The sequence below is a fragment of the Corynebacterium bovis DSM 20582 = CIP 54.80 genome (assembly GCF_030408615.1).
GTDB classification, from domain to species: Bacteria; Actinomycetota; Actinomycetes; order Mycobacteriales; family Mycobacteriaceae; genus Corynebacterium; species Corynebacterium bovis.
The window spans coordinates 443,009-457,097 of record NZ_CP047187.1 but is presented as its reverse complement, the minus strand read 5'-3'; the positions used below and the strand labels follow the sequence as shown (position 1 = coordinate 457,097).

The 14,089-nt window shown below is 74.1% G+C and carries 13 protein-coding genes; 5 read left to right on the top strand and 8 right to left on the bottom strand.

Annotation, left to right across the window (positions count from 1 at the left end):
• Positions 1-74: 74 nt before the first annotated feature.
• From CBOVI_RS01665 to CBOVI_RS01655, 3 genes are all read left to right on the top strand, one after another.
• Entirely contained in the window at positions 75-494 is a 420-nt protein-coding gene (locus CBOVI_RS01665) for a hypothetical protein (protein WP_010273265.1), read from the top strand.
• A 145-nt stretch (positions 495-639) separates the two neighbouring features.
• On the top strand, positions 640-1,995 hold the full coding sequence (locus CBOVI_RS01660) for an AMP-binding protein (RefSeq protein ID WP_125187317.1): 1,356 nt from the start codon (positions 640-642) through the stop codon (positions 1,993-1,995).
• Positions 1,996-2,227: 232 nt separating this feature from the next.
• Positions 2,228-3,106 (top strand): 1,4-dihydroxy-2-naphthoate polyprenyltransferase, encoded by an 879-nt coding sequence (locus tag CBOVI_RS01655; protein ID WP_010271904.1) that lies wholly within the window; start codon positions 2,228-2,230, stop codon positions 3,104-3,106.
• A 180-nt stretch (positions 3,107-3,286) separates the two neighbouring features.
• Here the strand turns inward: CBOVI_RS01655 and CBOVI_RS01650 are convergent, their stop codons facing one another.
• Positions 3,287-3,730: a DUF4229 domain-containing protein gene (locus tag CBOVI_RS01650; protein ID WP_244925679.1), complete on the bottom strand. Its 444-nt coding sequence runs from the start codon at positions 3,728-3,730 to the stop codon at positions 3,287-3,289.
• Between the two features lie 135 nt (positions 3,731-3,865).
• Here CBOVI_RS01650 and CBOVI_RS01645 point away from each other — a divergent pair, with 135 nt between their 5' ends.
• Positions 3,866-4,471 carry a hypothetical protein gene (locus tag CBOVI_RS01645; protein ID WP_183273738.1) on the top strand — a complete coding sequence of 202 codons (606 nt, stop codon included), beginning with the start codon at positions 3,866-3,868 and terminating at the stop codon, positions 4,469-4,471.
• Here the strand turns inward: CBOVI_RS01645 and rfbA are convergent.
• Both rfbA and CBOVI_RS01635 read right to left on the bottom strand, forming a co-directional pair.
• The gene (gene rfbA / locus CBOVI_RS01640; RefSeq protein ID WP_010266402.1) at positions 4,468-5,343 is read right to left on the bottom strand and encodes a glucose-1-phosphate thymidylyltransferase RfbA; all 876 of its coding nucleotides are present in this window, start codon (positions 5,341-5,343) and stop codon (positions 4,468-4,470) included. The genes CBOVI_RS01645 and rfbA overlap by 4 nt on opposite strands.
• Entirely contained in the window at positions 5,344-6,078 is a 735-nt protein-coding gene (locus CBOVI_RS01635; RefSeq protein WP_010266406.1) for a dTDP-4-dehydrorhamnose 3,5-epimerase family protein, read from the bottom strand.
• A 122-nt stretch (positions 6,079-6,200) separates the two neighbouring features.
• Here CBOVI_RS01635 and CBOVI_RS01630 point away from each other — a divergent pair, with 122 nt between their 5' ends.
• The gene (locus tag CBOVI_RS01630) at positions 6,201-7,586 is read left to right on the top strand and encodes an MFS transporter (RefSeq protein ID WP_010266410.1); all 1,386 of its coding nucleotides are present in this window, start codon (positions 6,201-6,203) and stop codon (positions 7,584-7,586) included.
• A gap of 143 nt (positions 7,587-7,729) precedes the next feature.
• Here CBOVI_RS01630 and rfbB read toward each other — a convergent pair whose 3' ends face one another.
• From rfbB to ccsB, 5 genes are all read right to left on the bottom strand, one after another.
• Positions 7,730-8,806, bottom strand: a complete 1,077-nt coding sequence (rfbB, locus tag CBOVI_RS01625) for a dTDP-glucose 4,6-dehydratase (protein WP_010266413.1) — start codon at positions 8,804-8,806, stop codon at positions 7,730-7,732.
• A 9-nt stretch (positions 8,807-8,815) separates the two neighbouring features.
• Positions 8,816-9,565 (bottom strand): TetR/AcrR family transcriptional regulator, encoded by a 750-nt coding sequence (locus CBOVI_RS01620; RefSeq protein ID WP_010266416.1) that lies wholly within the window; start codon positions 9,563-9,565, stop codon positions 8,816-8,818.
• A gap of 6 nt (positions 9,566-9,571) precedes the next feature.
• Positions 9,572-11,701 carry a YhgE/Pip domain-containing protein gene (locus CBOVI_RS01615; protein WP_010266420.1) on the bottom strand — a complete coding sequence of 710 codons (2,130 nt, stop codon included), beginning with the start codon at positions 11,699-11,701 and terminating at the stop codon, positions 9,572-9,574.
• A complete protein-coding gene (locus tag CBOVI_RS01610; protein WP_010266423.1) occupies positions 11,701-12,621 on the bottom strand; it encodes an ATP-binding cassette domain-containing protein in 921 nt (306 codons plus the stop codon). Before CBOVI_RS01610 ends, CBOVI_RS01615 begins: the two co-directional genes overlap by 1 nt.
• A 270-nt stretch (positions 12,622-12,891) precedes the next feature.
• Positions 12,892-14,070 carry a c-type cytochrome biogenesis protein CcsB gene (gene ccsB, locus CBOVI_RS01605; RefSeq protein WP_029158023.1) on the bottom strand — a complete coding sequence of 393 codons (1,179 nt, stop codon included), beginning with the start codon at positions 14,068-14,070 and terminating at the stop codon, positions 12,892-12,894.
• Between the last annotated feature and the right edge of the window lie 19 nt (positions 14,071-14,089).

The window sequence follows — 14,089 nt, the reverse complement described above, 5'->3', positions numbered from 1 at the left end:
CCCATCATTTGTTCCTACACTCAATTTCCAGACACCATGACACCACCCGGTGCGAATGAAGGGAGTGACACCACATGTTCAACCCGTTGACCCGATTCACGAACTGGTTCCTCGCCGGTCCGGACGGACTGGCCACCACGAGGACCTCCTCCGTCCTCGGCGTCCTCAACGACGCCCGGTCGACCCACGCCCACGGCGGGCACGGTGCCCGCGCCCTCCGCGGCCGGACCCCGGTGAGCGTCGGCCACGCCGTCGCCGCCGGACGCCCCGCCCCGGAGTACACCCCGGGCCTGTCCGCCCCCTCCCTCAACGCGCTCGACCACCGGAGCCCCAGCTACCTCGACGTCCTCGCCTACCTCGTGGACACCGGCACGACGCCGGCGACGCCCACGGACGTGCAGGCGGCGTTCGTCGCGGTCCACGACCGGCTCCCCGGCCCGGCGGAGCTCTCCGCCCTGCTCGGGCGCATCAACGCCTTCGGGATGCTCGCCTGACCCGACCCCGGCGCCACTCCGGCGCCGTCCCGGCGGCGCCCCGACGTCGGCCCGGCGCCATGACGCCGCCGCCCCGCCGGCCGCCCCACCCGGCGGCCCGGGACCACGGGCACGCGGGCCGGCCGGAGCGGTAACGTCGTCACCTGTGACGACTGCACCGACGACCCGCCTCCTCCCGCTCCCCCTCAGCACCGGTACCGTGCCCGACGCGGTGCCGGTGCTGTCGTCGTTCCTCGCCGGTGACGCGGCGGTCCTCCCCCTGCCCGACGGGCCCGGGGCCGCCGCCCGCACCCGTGCGACGCTCACCGCGCTCATGCGCCCCGACGAGCCCGCCGCCCCCGGCACCCTCATCGCGTGCACCTCCGGGTCGACGGGCACCCCGAAGGGCGCGGTCCTGCGCACCCCGGCCCTCGACGCCTCCGCCCGCGCGACCGCGGAGCTCGTCGCCGACCGCTGGGGCGTCTCCCCCGGCCCGTGGCTGCTGGCCCTGCCGCCGCACCACATCGCCGGCCTCCAGGTGGTCCTCCGCAGCCTCCACGCCGGGTTCACCCCGCACGTCACCGACCCCGACCTCGACGGGTTCACCGCCGCCACCCGCGCGCTGCGGGCCGCGCACCCGGGCGAGGACCTCCACACCTCCCTCGTGCCCACGCAGCTCGTCCGGATCCTCCGCGACCCCGCCGCGACAGCGGCGCTGCGCGAGTACGCCTCGGTCCTCGTCGGCGGCGCCGCGACGCCCCCGGACGTCCTCGCCCGCTGCCGGGACGCCGGCGTCCACATCCTGCTCACCTACGGCTCGTCCGAGACCTCCGGCGGGATGGTCTACGACGGCCGCCCGCTGCCCGGCACGTCGGTCACCCTCGAGGACCCCGACGCCGCCGGTGTCGGCCGCGTCCTCCTCCACGGCCCCACGGTCGCCGAGGGGTACCGCAACGTCCCGGCCGGCGCCGACGGCACCGACGGCACGGCCGGCCCGGACGACGCCTTCCCGCGCCCGGGGACGTTCCGCACCTCCGACCTGGGCCGGATCGACGACGGCGTCCTCACGGTCCTCGGCCGCGCGGACGGTGCGGTGAACACCGGGGGACTCAAGGTCCTGCCGGAGGAGGTCGAGGCCGCCCTCGCCGCCGCCGTGCCCGGGGCGACGGCGTGCGCGCTCGGGGTGCCGGACCCGGAGTGGGGGGAGGCGGTCGTCGCCGTCGTCGCCACCGCGCCCGGGGCCGGGGTCGGGGTGCCCGGGGTCGACGACGACGCCACCGCGGCCACGGCCGCCGCGCCCGGGGCAGCCGCCGACCCCGCCGGCACCACCGACCCCGCCGACCCCGCCACCCCCGTCGACGTCACCCCCCGCCTCCGCGCGCTCCTCCACGGCGCCGCCACCCCCGCCCACCTCATCCCCCGCCGCGTGTGGCGCGTGCCCGCCCTGCCGCTCACGGGCCCCGGCAAGGTCGACCGCGTCACGGTCCGGCGGACCGTCACGGCCCTCCTCGACCGGGGCTGACCGCCGCGCCGCACCCGCACCCCACCCGCCCGGATCCGCTCCTGTGCAGCTCACGGCCCCGCCGCGGCATGGCCGGCCCGGCCCGGGGCCCGCGGCGGCCGGGGCGTGGGGCTGCTCCCGTCGGCACCCCTGCCCGGCGCGGCACCGTCCGCCGCCCGGACTAGAGTGAGCGGGGACGACCGACCCCGGCCGTCACCGTCCCCGACCCCACCCCCGCCGAAGGAGACCACCCATGTCCGTGTCCGCCACCCCCCGCGACTGGCTGCAGGGTGCCCGACCCCACACGTGGGCGAACGCCGTGGCCCCGGTGCTCGCCGGCACCGCGGCCGCCGTCGCCGACGAGGGGGCGTCGTTCCCCCGGGCCGTCCTCGCGGTCCTGGTCTCGATGTCCCTCATCATCGGCGTGAACTTCGCCAACGACTACTCGGACGGGGTCCGGGGCACGGACGACGACCGCACCGGCCCGCAGCGACTCACCGGCTCCGGGCTCGTCCCGCCGGCGCGCGTCAAGGCCGCGGCCTTCGCGTGCTTCGGGGTCGCCGCGGTCGTCGGCCTCGTGCTGTCCCTCATGAGCGCCTGGTGGCTCATCATCATCGGCGCGCTGTGCATCCTCGGCGCGTGGTTCTACACCGGCGGCCGCCACCCGTACGGGTACCACGGTCTCGGCGAGGCCGCGGTGTTCGTGTTCTTCGGCCTCGTCGCCGTGCTCGGCACGGAGTTCACGCAGGCCGGGCGCATCTCGTGGGCCGGGTTCGCGCTCGCGGTGGGCGTCGGTGTCATGTCCGCGTCGGTGAACCTCGCGAACAACCTCCGCGACATCCCGGGGGACTCCGCGGCGGGGAAGACGACGCTCGCGGTGCTCCTCGGCGACCGGCGGACCCGGATCCTGTGGGTCGTGCTCCAGGTCGTCGCCGTCGTCGCGACGCTGAGCCTCGCGACCGTCACCGTCGCCGCGCTCATCGCGCTCGTCGCGCTGCCGCTCGTCTTCGTCGCGGCGCTGCCGGTCGTGCGGGGGACGCAGGGCCCGGGGCTCATCCCGGTGCTGGGGCTCACGGGCCGGGCGATGCTCGTGTGGTCGGTGGCGATGCTCGTCGCCATGCTCATCGCCTGACCGGCGGTCGCGGGGGTCAGGGGGTCACGGCCGGGGCTCAGGGGGGCGCGGGGACACAGCCGCGGCTCTGGGGGGCGCGGCCGGGGGTCGCGGGTTTCAGAGGCCCGGAACTCAGGCGGTCCCGGGTTTCAGGGGGTCACGGGAACCGCCAGGGGGACGACGCCGCCCCCACGCCCCCGCTCAGGAGTTCAGCCGCTCCTGCAGCTGACGGGACATCTCCCGCTTGTGCTCGCGGCGGCCCCGGTCCCACTCGGCCAGCTGGGCCGTCACGCGGAACCGGAGCCCGCGCAGCATGATGACCGACAGCGGCAACGCGACGATGAGCGCGAGCATGAGGCTGATGAGCAGGGGGAAGTAGCCGGCCATGCCCATGAGCACCGCCACCGACTGGATGATCACGGTGAGCACGACGACCATGAGCAGCCGGAGGATCACGTACACCACGACGTCACGCACCGCCCCGCCCCCGAGCCGGGGGCGCTCGCCCGGCGTCCGGGCCGGCCGGCCGACCGGGGACACCGGGTGCTCCGACGCGGCGGCGTCGCCGGGGGTCCCGGCGGTACCCGCGGCGTCGGGGCCGGCGGAGGTGGACGGGGCGGGGCTCGGCGTGTCACGTGCAGTCACGGTTCTCAGCGTACGTCGGAAGCCCCCTGCAGTCACACCCGCAGTCACACCCGCACCCGCCGACCGGGCGCGGGACCTGCACCGCCGCCCACCGCCTACACTGGACCGGACCAGCCCGACACCAGGAGGGGACTCATGGGCCGACTCATCCTGCTCGCTCTCGTCATCGTCACCGTCATCGTCGTGTGGAAGGCCTTCGGCCCCTCCACGTGGACCCGGGGCGGCGGGCGCGACCGCACCGGGGACACCGGGCGGACCGGGCTGACCGGGTGGACGGGACCGGACGGCCCGCTCGGCCGGGGCATCGCCCGCTCCCTCGGGCGCGGCGCGACCGGCGGGCGCGGCACCGCCCACCCGTCCGGCGCGAGCGGACCGGACGACGACCCGGACTTCCTGTGGCGGATCGAACGCGACCGCTTCAAGGCCCGGCGCGAAGCCGAACGCGCCGAGCAGGAGCGCCGCGAGCGGGAACGCCGCGCCGCCCGCCGGGCCGGCGGGGAGGCGGGCCCGGGGCAGGCCGGGGAGGCCGGGTCACCGCAGGCCGGGGAGGCCGGCCCGGGGCAGGCCCGGGACGCCGCGACACCGCAGGCCCGGCCCCCGCGGGACGCGGACACCCCGCCCGGCGACGCGGACACCCCGCCCCGCCCCACGTCCGACGGCGCGTCCGGCAGCACGTCCGCCGGCACCGCCGACACCCCGACCGACACCCCGCCCGGGACGGACGACAACCCCCGCGCCTAGATGTCCTTCCCCCGCCGCAGCAGCATGTCGAGGTACCGCCCGTAGGCCGACGAACCCAGGGAGGCGGCGGCCCGCTCCAGCGCGGCGTCGTCAATGTACCCGAGCCTCCAGGCGACCTCCTCGGGACAGCCGATCTTCAACCCCTGCCGCTCCTCGATCGTGCGGACGAAATCCCCCGCCGCCATGAGGTTGTCGACCGTGCCCGTGTCGAGCCACGCCGTCCCCCGCGGCAGCGTCTCCACGTGCAGCCGCCCCTCGTCGAGGTAGTGCCGGTTGACGTCGGTGATCTCCAGCTCCCCGCGCGCCGACGGCGTGAGCCCCCGGGCGACGTCCACGACCCCCGACTCGTAGAAGTACAGCCCCGGCACCGCGAGGTTCGACCGCGGGTGCTCCGGCTTCTCCTCCAGGCCCACCGCCCGGCCCCCCGGCCCGACCTCGACGACCCCGTACGCCGCCGGGTCCGCGACCCAGTACGCGAAGATCGCCCCGCCGTCCGGCTCGGCGAACCGCCGCAGCCGCGTGCCGAGCCCCGCGCCGTAGAAGATGTTGTCCCCGAGGACCAGCGCCACCGGCTCCCCGCCGATGAAGTCCGCCCCGAGGATGAACGCCTGCGCCAGCCCGTCCGGGGACTCCTGCACCGCGTACGTGAGGTCGAGCCCGAACTGCGACCCGTCGCCGAGCAGCCGGCGGAACTGGGCGTTGTCCCCCGGCGTCGTGATGACGAGGATCTCCCGCACCCCGGCGAGCATGAGCGTCGTCAGCGGGTAGTAGATCATCGGCTTGTCGTACACCGGCACGAGCTGCTTCGACACCCCGACGGTGATGGGCCACAGCCGGGAGCCCGTGCCCCCGGCGAGGATGATGCCGCGCATCTACTCGTCCTCCATGATCTCGGCCCACTCGCGGCGCAGCTCCTGCTCCCAGCCGCGGCACTCGCGGTAGGAGGGGAGGGTGAAGGGTGCCGACGCCGTCCCTCCGTCCCCGCGGACGTCGGCGAGGAGCGGGGCGTCGCGGTCCTTCGCCGAGAGCACGGGCGCGTCCACCCCGGCGGCCGCGAGGTCCCAGGCGACGCCGATCTCCGGGTCGAGCGGGTTCACGCCGTGCTCCGTGCCCGGCGAGTACGTCTCGGTGAGCAGGTAGGCGACCGTCGCGTCGGTCACCGCGAGGAAGGCGTGGCCGACGCCGACCGGGACGTGGACCGCGCGGTGGGAGACGGCGTCGAGGGGGACGACGACGTGGTCGCCGAACGTCGGCGAGCCCTCGCGGAGGTCGACGAGGACGTCGTGGACGGTGCCGGCGAGGCAGCTGACGTACTTGCCCTGGCCCGGGGGGACGTCGGCGACGTGGATCCCCCGGATGACGCCCCGGCGGGACGTCGACACGTTCGCCTGGGCGACCTGGAACGGGTGGCCGAGGACGTCGGTCGTGGCGTCGGACCGGAACCACTCGTGGAAGGTGCCGCGGTCGTCGGGGTGGACCGCCGGGGTCACCACCCACGCGCCGTGGAGGGGGAGGTCGACGACGGCCTCACCGCCCGCCGTCCTGCGGACGTCCTGGGGGGCCGCGGCGGCGGAGGGGTCCAGCGGGGGGAGGTCCAGTGCAGTCATGGGGACCACTCTAGCGACCGGGCGGAACCGGGCCCGGGCATCCCACGGTGCTTCACACCGCGGCACACCCCGCTGTCACTCCGCGCTGAGGTTCCTGATACTCCCGTGCTAGCTTTTTTCCCATGCACACGACCCCCTCTGACGATCACACAGAACGCCCCACCCCGGTCGGGGCGACTGCCCCGCCGGCGTCTCCGGCGCAGGACACCGCCGTTCGCAGCGGTGTCACCGACCCTCAGGAGCGTCGCCGGATCCTCGGCGCGACGCTCGTCGGCACCACCATCGAGTGGTACGACTTCTTCATTTACGCCCAGGCTGCCGGGCTCGTCTTCGCCACGCAGTTCTTCCGGCCCCTCGGCGAGGACAACGCCTCCCTCGCCCAGATCGTCTCCTGGGCCTCCCTCGGCATCAGCTTCCTCTTCCGCCCGCTCGGCGCCGCGATCGCCGGCCACCTCGGTGACCGCTACGGCCGCAAGGTCGTCCTCGCGATGACGCTCATCCTCATGGGCACGGCGACGGCCCTCATCGGTGTCCTGCCGACGTACTCGACCATCGGCGCGGCGGCCCCCGTGCTCCTCATCGTCCTGCGCATCGTCCAGGGCTTCTCCGCCGGCGGCGAGTGGGGCGGGGCCGCACTGCTCTCCGTCGAGCACGCCCCCCGGTCGCGGCGCGGCTACTTCGGGTCCTTCCCGCAGCTCGGGGTGCCCATCGGCCTCGGCGTCGCCACCGGCGTGCTGCTCATCCTCAACCTCCTGTTCGGCCGGGACGGCTACCAGCAGTGGGCGTGGCGCGTGCCCTTCATCCTCAGCTTCGCGCTCATCATCGTCGGCATCTTCATCCGCCGCCGGGTGAGCGAGTCCCCCGTGTTCGAGGAGATCCGGGAGCGCTCGCGCGAGTCGAGCGCCCCGATGTCCCTGCTGCTCACGAAGCACCTCCGCACCGTCCTCAAGGCGGCGCTCATCTTCGCCGCGAACAACGCCGCCGGCTACATGATCATCTCCTTCATGGGCACGTACGCGACGAAGTCGCTCGGCATGTCCCAGGAGTCGATCTTCCTCTGCATCATCGTCGGCTCCGTCGCCTGGGGGATGACGACGCTGTGGAGCGGCGCCGTGAGCGACCGCCACGGCCGGGTGCAGACCTTCCTCGTCGGCTACGCGATCCTGCTCGTCCTCGCCGTGCCGGTGTGGCTGCTCATCGACACGCGGTCGATCTGGATGTTCGGCCTGGCGGTCCTGCTGTTCATCCCGGGCCTGTCCCTCAGCTACGGCCCGCAGTCCGCGCTGTACGCCGAGATGTTCGACCGGAGCGTCCGCTACTCCGGGGTCTCCCTCGCGTACGCGCTGGGCTCGATCCTCGGTGGCGCGTTCGCCCCGATGATCGCCGAGCTCCTGCTCAGCCGCACCGGCGTGAGCTGGTCCGTCGGCATCTACATCATGGTCATGTGCGTCATCTCGATGACCGCGCTGGCGCTCACGCCGCGCACCCTCGCCGACCGGGAGCTCTGAGCCCCGGGAGGCGTGACGCCCGCCGGGCGCCGGTCCCCCACAGGCGGGCCCCAGGCCGGGCGCGGGGTGACGCCCCGGTCCCCCACAGACCGCCGGCCACCGCCCCCGCCCCCCTCAGGCCGGCCACAGGCCGGCCACAGCCCTCAGCCCAGCGGGCGTTCCGTCCGCCGGTAGCGCTCCTCGGCGGCCCGCCGGGCCTCCCGCCACCACCCCGGGTGCGCGCGGTACCACTCCACCGTGTCCCGCAGCCCCCCGGCGAAGGTGTGGCGCGGACGCCACCCCAGCTCCTCCGTCGACGTCGGGTCGATCGCGTACCGCCGGTCGTGGCCCGGCCGGTCGGTCACGCGGACGAAGTCGTCGCGACCCCTCCCGAACAGCTCGAGGACGTCCCCGACGACGTCGACGTTGCTCCGCTCCCCGCGCGCGCCGACGAGGTACGTGCGCCCCACCTCGCCCTCCCCGAGGATCGTCCACACGGCGTCGTTGTGGTCGTCGACGTGGATCCAGTCCCGGACGTTGCCGCCCGTGCCGTACACCCGGGGCAGCTCCCCCTCGATGAGGCCCGTGACCTGCCGCGGGATGAACTTCTCCGGGTGCTGGCGCGGCCCGTAGTTGTTCGAGCAGTTCGACAGCGTCGCCGCGAGCCCGTGGCTGCGGACGAACGCGCGGACGAAGTGGTCGCTCGCCGCCTTCGAGGCCGAGTAGCTCGACGACGGCGCGTACGGGGTGGCGGTCGTGAAGGGCCCGTCACCCTCGGCGGGGTCGAGGGGCAGGTCGCCGAAGACCTCGTCCGTCGACACGTGGTGCAGGTGCACGCCGTGGCGCACGCACTCCCCCGCGACGACGACCGTGCCCTCGACGTTCGTCCGCACGAAGGCGAGCGGGTCGGAGAGGGAGTTGTCGTTGTGGGACTCCGCGGCGAAGTGGACGACGGCCGCCCCTCCGCCCGCCTGCCGCGCGGCGTCGGCGACGTCCCCGACCGTCCGGCCGACGACCACCGGGTCCGTCACCGACCCGACGACGACCGCGACCCGCCCCGGGTGGGCGTCGACGAGCGCGGTGCCGTCGTCCGTGCGGAGGTTCGCCGGGTTCGCCGCGTACGTCATCGCGTCCAGGACCGTGACGTGCACGTCCGGCCGCGTGGCGAGGGTGCGGTGGACGAAGTTCGAGCCGATGAAGCCGGCCCCACCGGTGACGAGGACATGGGTCACGGAACGCATGGGGGAATCCTACGGCCGGATCCCGGCGAACACCATCATGATGTCCGCGCACACGCGGTCGACGGTCCGGTCCGCGGCGGCGGCTGTGTCGGCGGTGTCCCCGGCCGTGTCGGTAACGTCGCCCGCCCCGAGGGCGAGGTCCATCCCGACGACGACCACACCCCCGATGACCGCCGCGGCGACGGCCGACCGCGCACCCCGTCCCGTCGACCCCCCGGCACCGCCACCGTCACCGGCGGCCGCACCCCCGGCGGCGACCTCGTCGAGAATCTCCTCCACCGGCCGGAACAGCTGCCCCCGGGCGTGGTCGAGCGCCGCCCGCCACTTCCGGTCCGGGCGGGTGAGCTCCGCGAACACCGTGTGGGCGATCCGCGGGTTGTGGACGACGAGCTCGACCGACGACCGGACCACGGCCTCCAGGGCCTCCCAGCCGCGCGCCGCGGCGCGGACCTCGGCGACCCGGGCGGACACGACGTCGACGAGCGTCATGAGCACCACCTCGACGAGCCGGTCCCGCGACCCGAAGGTGTAGAACACCGAACCCTTGCCCACGCCCGCCCGCCGGGCGATCTCCTCCACCGGCGTGTCCGCGACCCCGCCGTCGAGGAACGCCGAGATCGCGCCGACGATGATGCGGTCACGGGTGCTGAAGTCGCACGCGGCGAGCAGCTCCTCCGCCCGCGTCGCCGGGTCGGTGCCGATCCCGTGGTCCGTCGAGACCCGGAGGAACAGGTCGAGGATCGGTGACGGTGTACCCACGGCCGGTCACCCGATCCTGATCGCCGGGTGCAACGACCCGACGGTGTAGACCCGCCGCCACGCCGCCGCGACGACACTCACGGCGAGACTGCCGAGCGTGAGCAGCAGCAGGTACCCGACGGCGATCCAGTAGCCCTGCCCGACGCCGCCCGTCAACGTCTCCCGCATCGCCGCACCGACGTGGTAGAAGGGCAGCAACGGGCCCAGCTCCTTCAGCGGCGACGGCAACGTCGCCGACGGGTACGTCCCCCCGGCCGTCGCCAGGTTGAGGATGAGGTAGACGATGGACACGAACCGGCCCGGGGCGTCCCCCGCGACCACCGCCGCCGCCTGCTGGAACGCCGCGAAGGAGAACGCCGCGAGGAGCGTCACGCCGAGCCACGGCAGGAGCGCGGACACCGACAGGCCGGACACCGCGAGGAGCACGCCGACGAGCACCGCGACCTGGACGACGCAGAGCAGCATCGCCGGCCGGAAACTGTGCAGCACCGCCTTCGTCGCGCTGACCGGGGCGGCGAAATGCCGCCGGTTGATCGGCCGGAGGGCCTGCCAGATGAAGATGCCGCCGATGAACAACGCGAGCGGGAGGAAGTACGGGGCGACGCCCTCGCCGTAGCTCATCTGCTTGTGGAGCCAGTTCTCCCGGAGGTCCACCGGGGACCCGACGACGTCCCCGTTGGCCTGCGCCGTCTGCTCCGTGAACGCGGGGACCTGGTCGCGGCCCTCGGTGATGCCGTCGCGGAGCGTCGTCGTGCCCGCGAGCAGCCGGCCGCTGCCGTCGCGGAGCTGCGTGGTGCCGTCGCGGAGCTTCGCGATGCCGGGCACGAGCTGCCCCTCGATCCCGTCGGCGAGCCGGTTCGCCCCCGGCTGGAGCTCCCCGGTGATGCCGTCCGCCAGCCGGTCCACACCCGGGACGAGCTGACCGTTGACGCCCTGGTCCAGCCGGTCCACGCCGTCGACGAGGTCGCCGTTGACGCCCTGGTCGAGCTGCCGGACGCCGGCGACGAGGTCCCCGTTGACACCCTGGTCGAGGCGGTCCACGCCGTCGGCGAGGTCGTTCTGGATGCCCGCGTTGAGCTGGGCGGAGCCGTCCGCCAGCTGGTTGATCCCGTCGACGAGGTCCCGCACCGCCGGGATCTGCATGGCCAGCGGGTTGTCCAGCACCGGGCCGAGCTTCTGCTGGAGTTCACGGTTGCCGTCGGCGAGCTGCTGCGCGCCGGGGGCGAGCTGACCGTGCACCTTGTCGTGGAGCTCCCGGACGCCCGGGGCGAGCTCGCCGGTCACCTTCGAGTTCAGTTCCGTGACGCCGGGGGCGAGCTGGCCGTGCACCTTGTCGTGGAGCTCCGTCACGCCGGGGGCGAGGGTGCCGCCGACCTGGTCCCGGAGCTCCTGCGCGCCCGGGGCGAGCTGGTCGTTGACTCCGTCGGCGAGCTGCCGGGCGCCCGGGGCGAGCTCGGTGCCGACCTTCGACTGCAGTTCGTCGACGCCGGGGGCGAGCTGCTGCGTGATGCCGTCGTCGAGCTGGTGGGCGCCGTCGACGAGCTGGTTCGAGCCGTCCGCGGCCTCGCCCATCCGGTCGTGGATCGTGCCGAGGCTGACGAAGAGCTTGTCCGCGGACTGGGCGCCGATCGTCTGGCTCAGCGTCGCGTGGACGCGCTGCATGACCGACTCGAGGATCGTCCCGGCCGTGCCGCCGTTGGCGTCGTTGTACTGGACGTCGAGCGGGGCCTTGACCGGGTGGTCCGTCGCGACCGTGGCCACCGAACGGGAGAAGTCCGCCGGGACGGTGAGCGACGCGAAGTACGTGCCGTCCTCGACGCCCTTCGCGGCCTCCTGCGCGCTCACCCGCTCCCAGTCGACGGACGGGGTGTTGACGAGCTTGTCGACGAACTGCGTCCCGGCGTCGATCGGCGTGCCGTCCTGCGCGGCCGCGGGGCGGTCCTCGTTGACGAGCGCGACCTTCATGTGGTCGATGTTCTCCGTCGGGTTCCAGAACGACCAGAGGAACATCCCCCCGTAGAACAGCGGGATGAGCACGACGACGACGAGCATCGCCGGGTACGCCCGGAAGCGCCGGATCTCCGAGTTGTAGCCCAGGATCCCGCGGTGCGGTGTGAGCCCCTTGACCTTGTCCATCAGTCCTCCTGCTGGGCGTCGTCGGTGGTGGTGGTGCCGGTGGTGATGCCGGTGGTGCTGACGCGCGTGGCGTCGGTGCCGGCGGCGTCGTCGGCGGCGTGGGTGGTGGTGCCGTCGGCGCCGGTGTCCCCGGTGGTCCCGCCGTCGGCGCGGTCGTCGGACCCCTGCTCGAGGTCGGCGAGGTTGTCGCGGATCTCGTCGAGGTCGCTCGCCGCGGTCGTCGCCGCGAGGGCGACGGTCGCGCAGTCGTCGGGCACGGTCTCCGTGTTCGTCGTCGCGCAGAGGACGGTCACGCCCTCGTTCGCCACGGCCCGGAGGCAGGCGAACGCGGCGCGCTGGTCGTCCGGCGCGCCGAGGTGGTCGATGTCGTCGACGGCGAGGAGTTCCGGCTCGTCGACGACGGCGAGGAAGACCCGGTACTGGAGCGTCTCCAGGGCGGTGAGGTCGCGGACGCGCGCGTCGGGGCGGACGTCGCACCCGCCGAAGCACAGCTCCCGCCACCGCGTGACGGCGTCGGACGTCCACGCCGGCGGGCGCCGCCAGAACGGGGTGACGAGGGCGAGCCGTTCGTAGAGCAGTTCGCTCAGCCGCATGGCGTCGTCGAGTTCGTCGATGTCGCGCATGTTCGCGACGGCCGTGCGCCGCTGGAGGCGGCGGAGGTTGCGGGTGACGGGCACGCCGAGCACGGTGAGCTCCCCCTCGCTCGCCCGCATGCGCCCGGTGAGGGTGAGCAGGAGGCTGCTGCGCCCCGATCCCCGGGGGCCGGTGACGACGACGAACCCCCCGCGTTCGACGTCGAGGTCGACTGGTCCGCACACCGGTTCGCGCCGCGTCCGGATGACGAGACCCCGGGCGTGGACGGCCGGGGTCGTCGGGAGTGCGTGTGACGGCCCGGTGGTGCTCGTCTGGTCACGTGTCATGCCCGGGACTGTATCTGACTGACCGGTCAGTCAGCAATCATGCGGTGTGCTGCACGCACCCCGCGGGGACGACGCCGTGCCTGCGCCCCCGCCCGGGCCGGGCCCTCCCCCACCCGGCGCCCGGCGGTCAGGTCAGGCCGGCGTCCCCCCCCGGCGCCCGGCGGTCCGTTCGGGCCGGCGCCCCCACCCGGCGCCCGGCGGTCAGGTCAGGCCGGCACCCCCACCCGGCGCCCGGCGGTCAGTTCAGGCCGGCCCCCCGGCGCCCGACGGTCAGTTCAGGCCGGCGTAGGAGTGCAGGCCGGAGACGACCATGTTGATGAAGAACAGGTTGAACACCATCGTCGCGAACGCGAGGACGTTGATGACCGCGGCGAAGCGGCCCCGCATCCCCGGCGTCGCACGGGCGTGGAGGTACGCGGCGTAGAGGATCCACGTGATGAAGGAGACCGTCTCCTTCGGGTCCCAGCCCCAGAACCGGTCCCAGGCGAAGTGCGCCCAGATCGCGCCGAAGACGATGCCGAGGCCGAAGACCGGCAGGGTCCAGATACCCGCGCGGTACGCCAGGGCGTCGAGCTTCGCGGCGTCCGGCAGCGGCGTGGCGATCGCCCCGAGCACGCCCTTCTCCTTGCCCTTCGGCTGGGAGCGGCGGAGCAGGTACATGAGGGAGGCCATGCCGGAGACGAGGCCGATGCCGCCGCCGACGGACACGGTGCTGACGTGGATCCAGTACCAGTTGGACTTCAGCGAGGGCACGACCGGCGCGACGTCCGCGTAGAGCTCCGTCCCGGAGTAGAACAGCAGCAGCACGATCGGGGTGAGGATCCACGGCCACATGACGCGCATCGACCGGCGGCGGATGACCGCGCAGGCGATGATCATCGCGACCATCGACACGACGGCGATGTACTCGAAGAGGTTGCCCCACGGGAACCGCTGGGCGGCGAGGCCACGGAGGACGACGAAGGCGATGTGGAGGGCGACGGCCAGCCAGACGAGGGCCTGGGCCATCCCGCCGGTGCTGTCGGCCCGGCGGAAGCGCCGCCGGATCATGTCGATGTGCAGGTGCGGGGGCAGGTCCTCCTCGACGATGTCCCCGGCCTCACCGGAGTCGACGGGCGGTTCGCCCGTCCCCGCGTCACCGGTGCCGGGGCGGGCCGGCGCCGTGGCGGTCGCCGTCGTCACCGCCGTCGCGACCGACGACCCGGACCCCTCCCCGGACCCGGCGGCGTCGTTCCCGGCCGTCGACCCCCCGCCCCCGGCGGCGCCGGAGGCCCCGGCGGCGTCCCTCCGGGCCTTGCTGATGAACTCGGACCGCTGGCGGCGGGCATCGGTCGCCATCTTCATCTGCCCGTAGAAGAACAGGGAGACCGCGAGGGCGACGAGGTAGACGACCACCGCCGTCTTGTACGCGAGGTCGGAGAAATCTGCCAACCCTTGATCGACAAACATCGTGATGTGCTCTTCCTGT

Bases quoted from the DNA above. Each gene is read 5' to 3' on its own strand.
- ccsB (WP_029158023.1), bottom strand. From the start codon at position 14,070: ATGTTTGTCGATCAAGGGTTGGCAGATTTCTCCGACCTCGCGTACAAG.
- rfbA (WP_010266402.1), bottom strand. From the start codon at position 5,343: ATGCGCGGCATCATCCTCGCCGGGGGCACGGGCTCCCGGCTGTGGCCC.
- rfbB (WP_010266413.1), bottom strand. From the start codon at position 8,806: ATGCGTTCCGTGACCCATGTCCTCGTCACCGGTGGGGCCGGCTTCATC.
- CBOVI_RS01610 (WP_010266423.1), bottom strand. From the start codon at position 12,621: ATGACACGTGACCAGACGAGCACCACCGGGCCGTCACACGCACTCCCG.
- CBOVI_RS01645 (WP_183273738.1), top strand. From the start codon at position 3,866: ATGGGCCGACTCATCCTGCTCGCTCTCGTCATCGTCACCGTCATCGTC.
- CBOVI_RS01635 (WP_010266406.1), bottom strand. From the start codon at position 6,078: ATGACTGCACTGGACCTCCCCCCGCTGGACCCCTCCGCCGCCGCGGCC.
- CBOVI_RS01655 (WP_010271904.1), top strand. From the start codon at position 2,228: ATGTCCGTGTCCGCCACCCCCCGCGACTGGCTGCAGGGTGCCCGACCC.
- CBOVI_RS01665 (WP_010273265.1), top strand. From the start codon at position 75: ATGTTCAACCCGTTGACCCGATTCACGAACTGGTTCCTCGCCGGTCCG.
- CBOVI_RS01615 (WP_010266420.1), bottom strand. From the start codon at position 11,701: ATGGACAAGGTCAAGGGGCTCACACCGCACCGCGGGATCCTGGGCTAC.
- CBOVI_RS01630 (WP_010266410.1), top strand. From the start codon at position 6,201: ATGCACACGACCCCCTCTGACGATCACACAGAACGCCCCACCCCGGTC.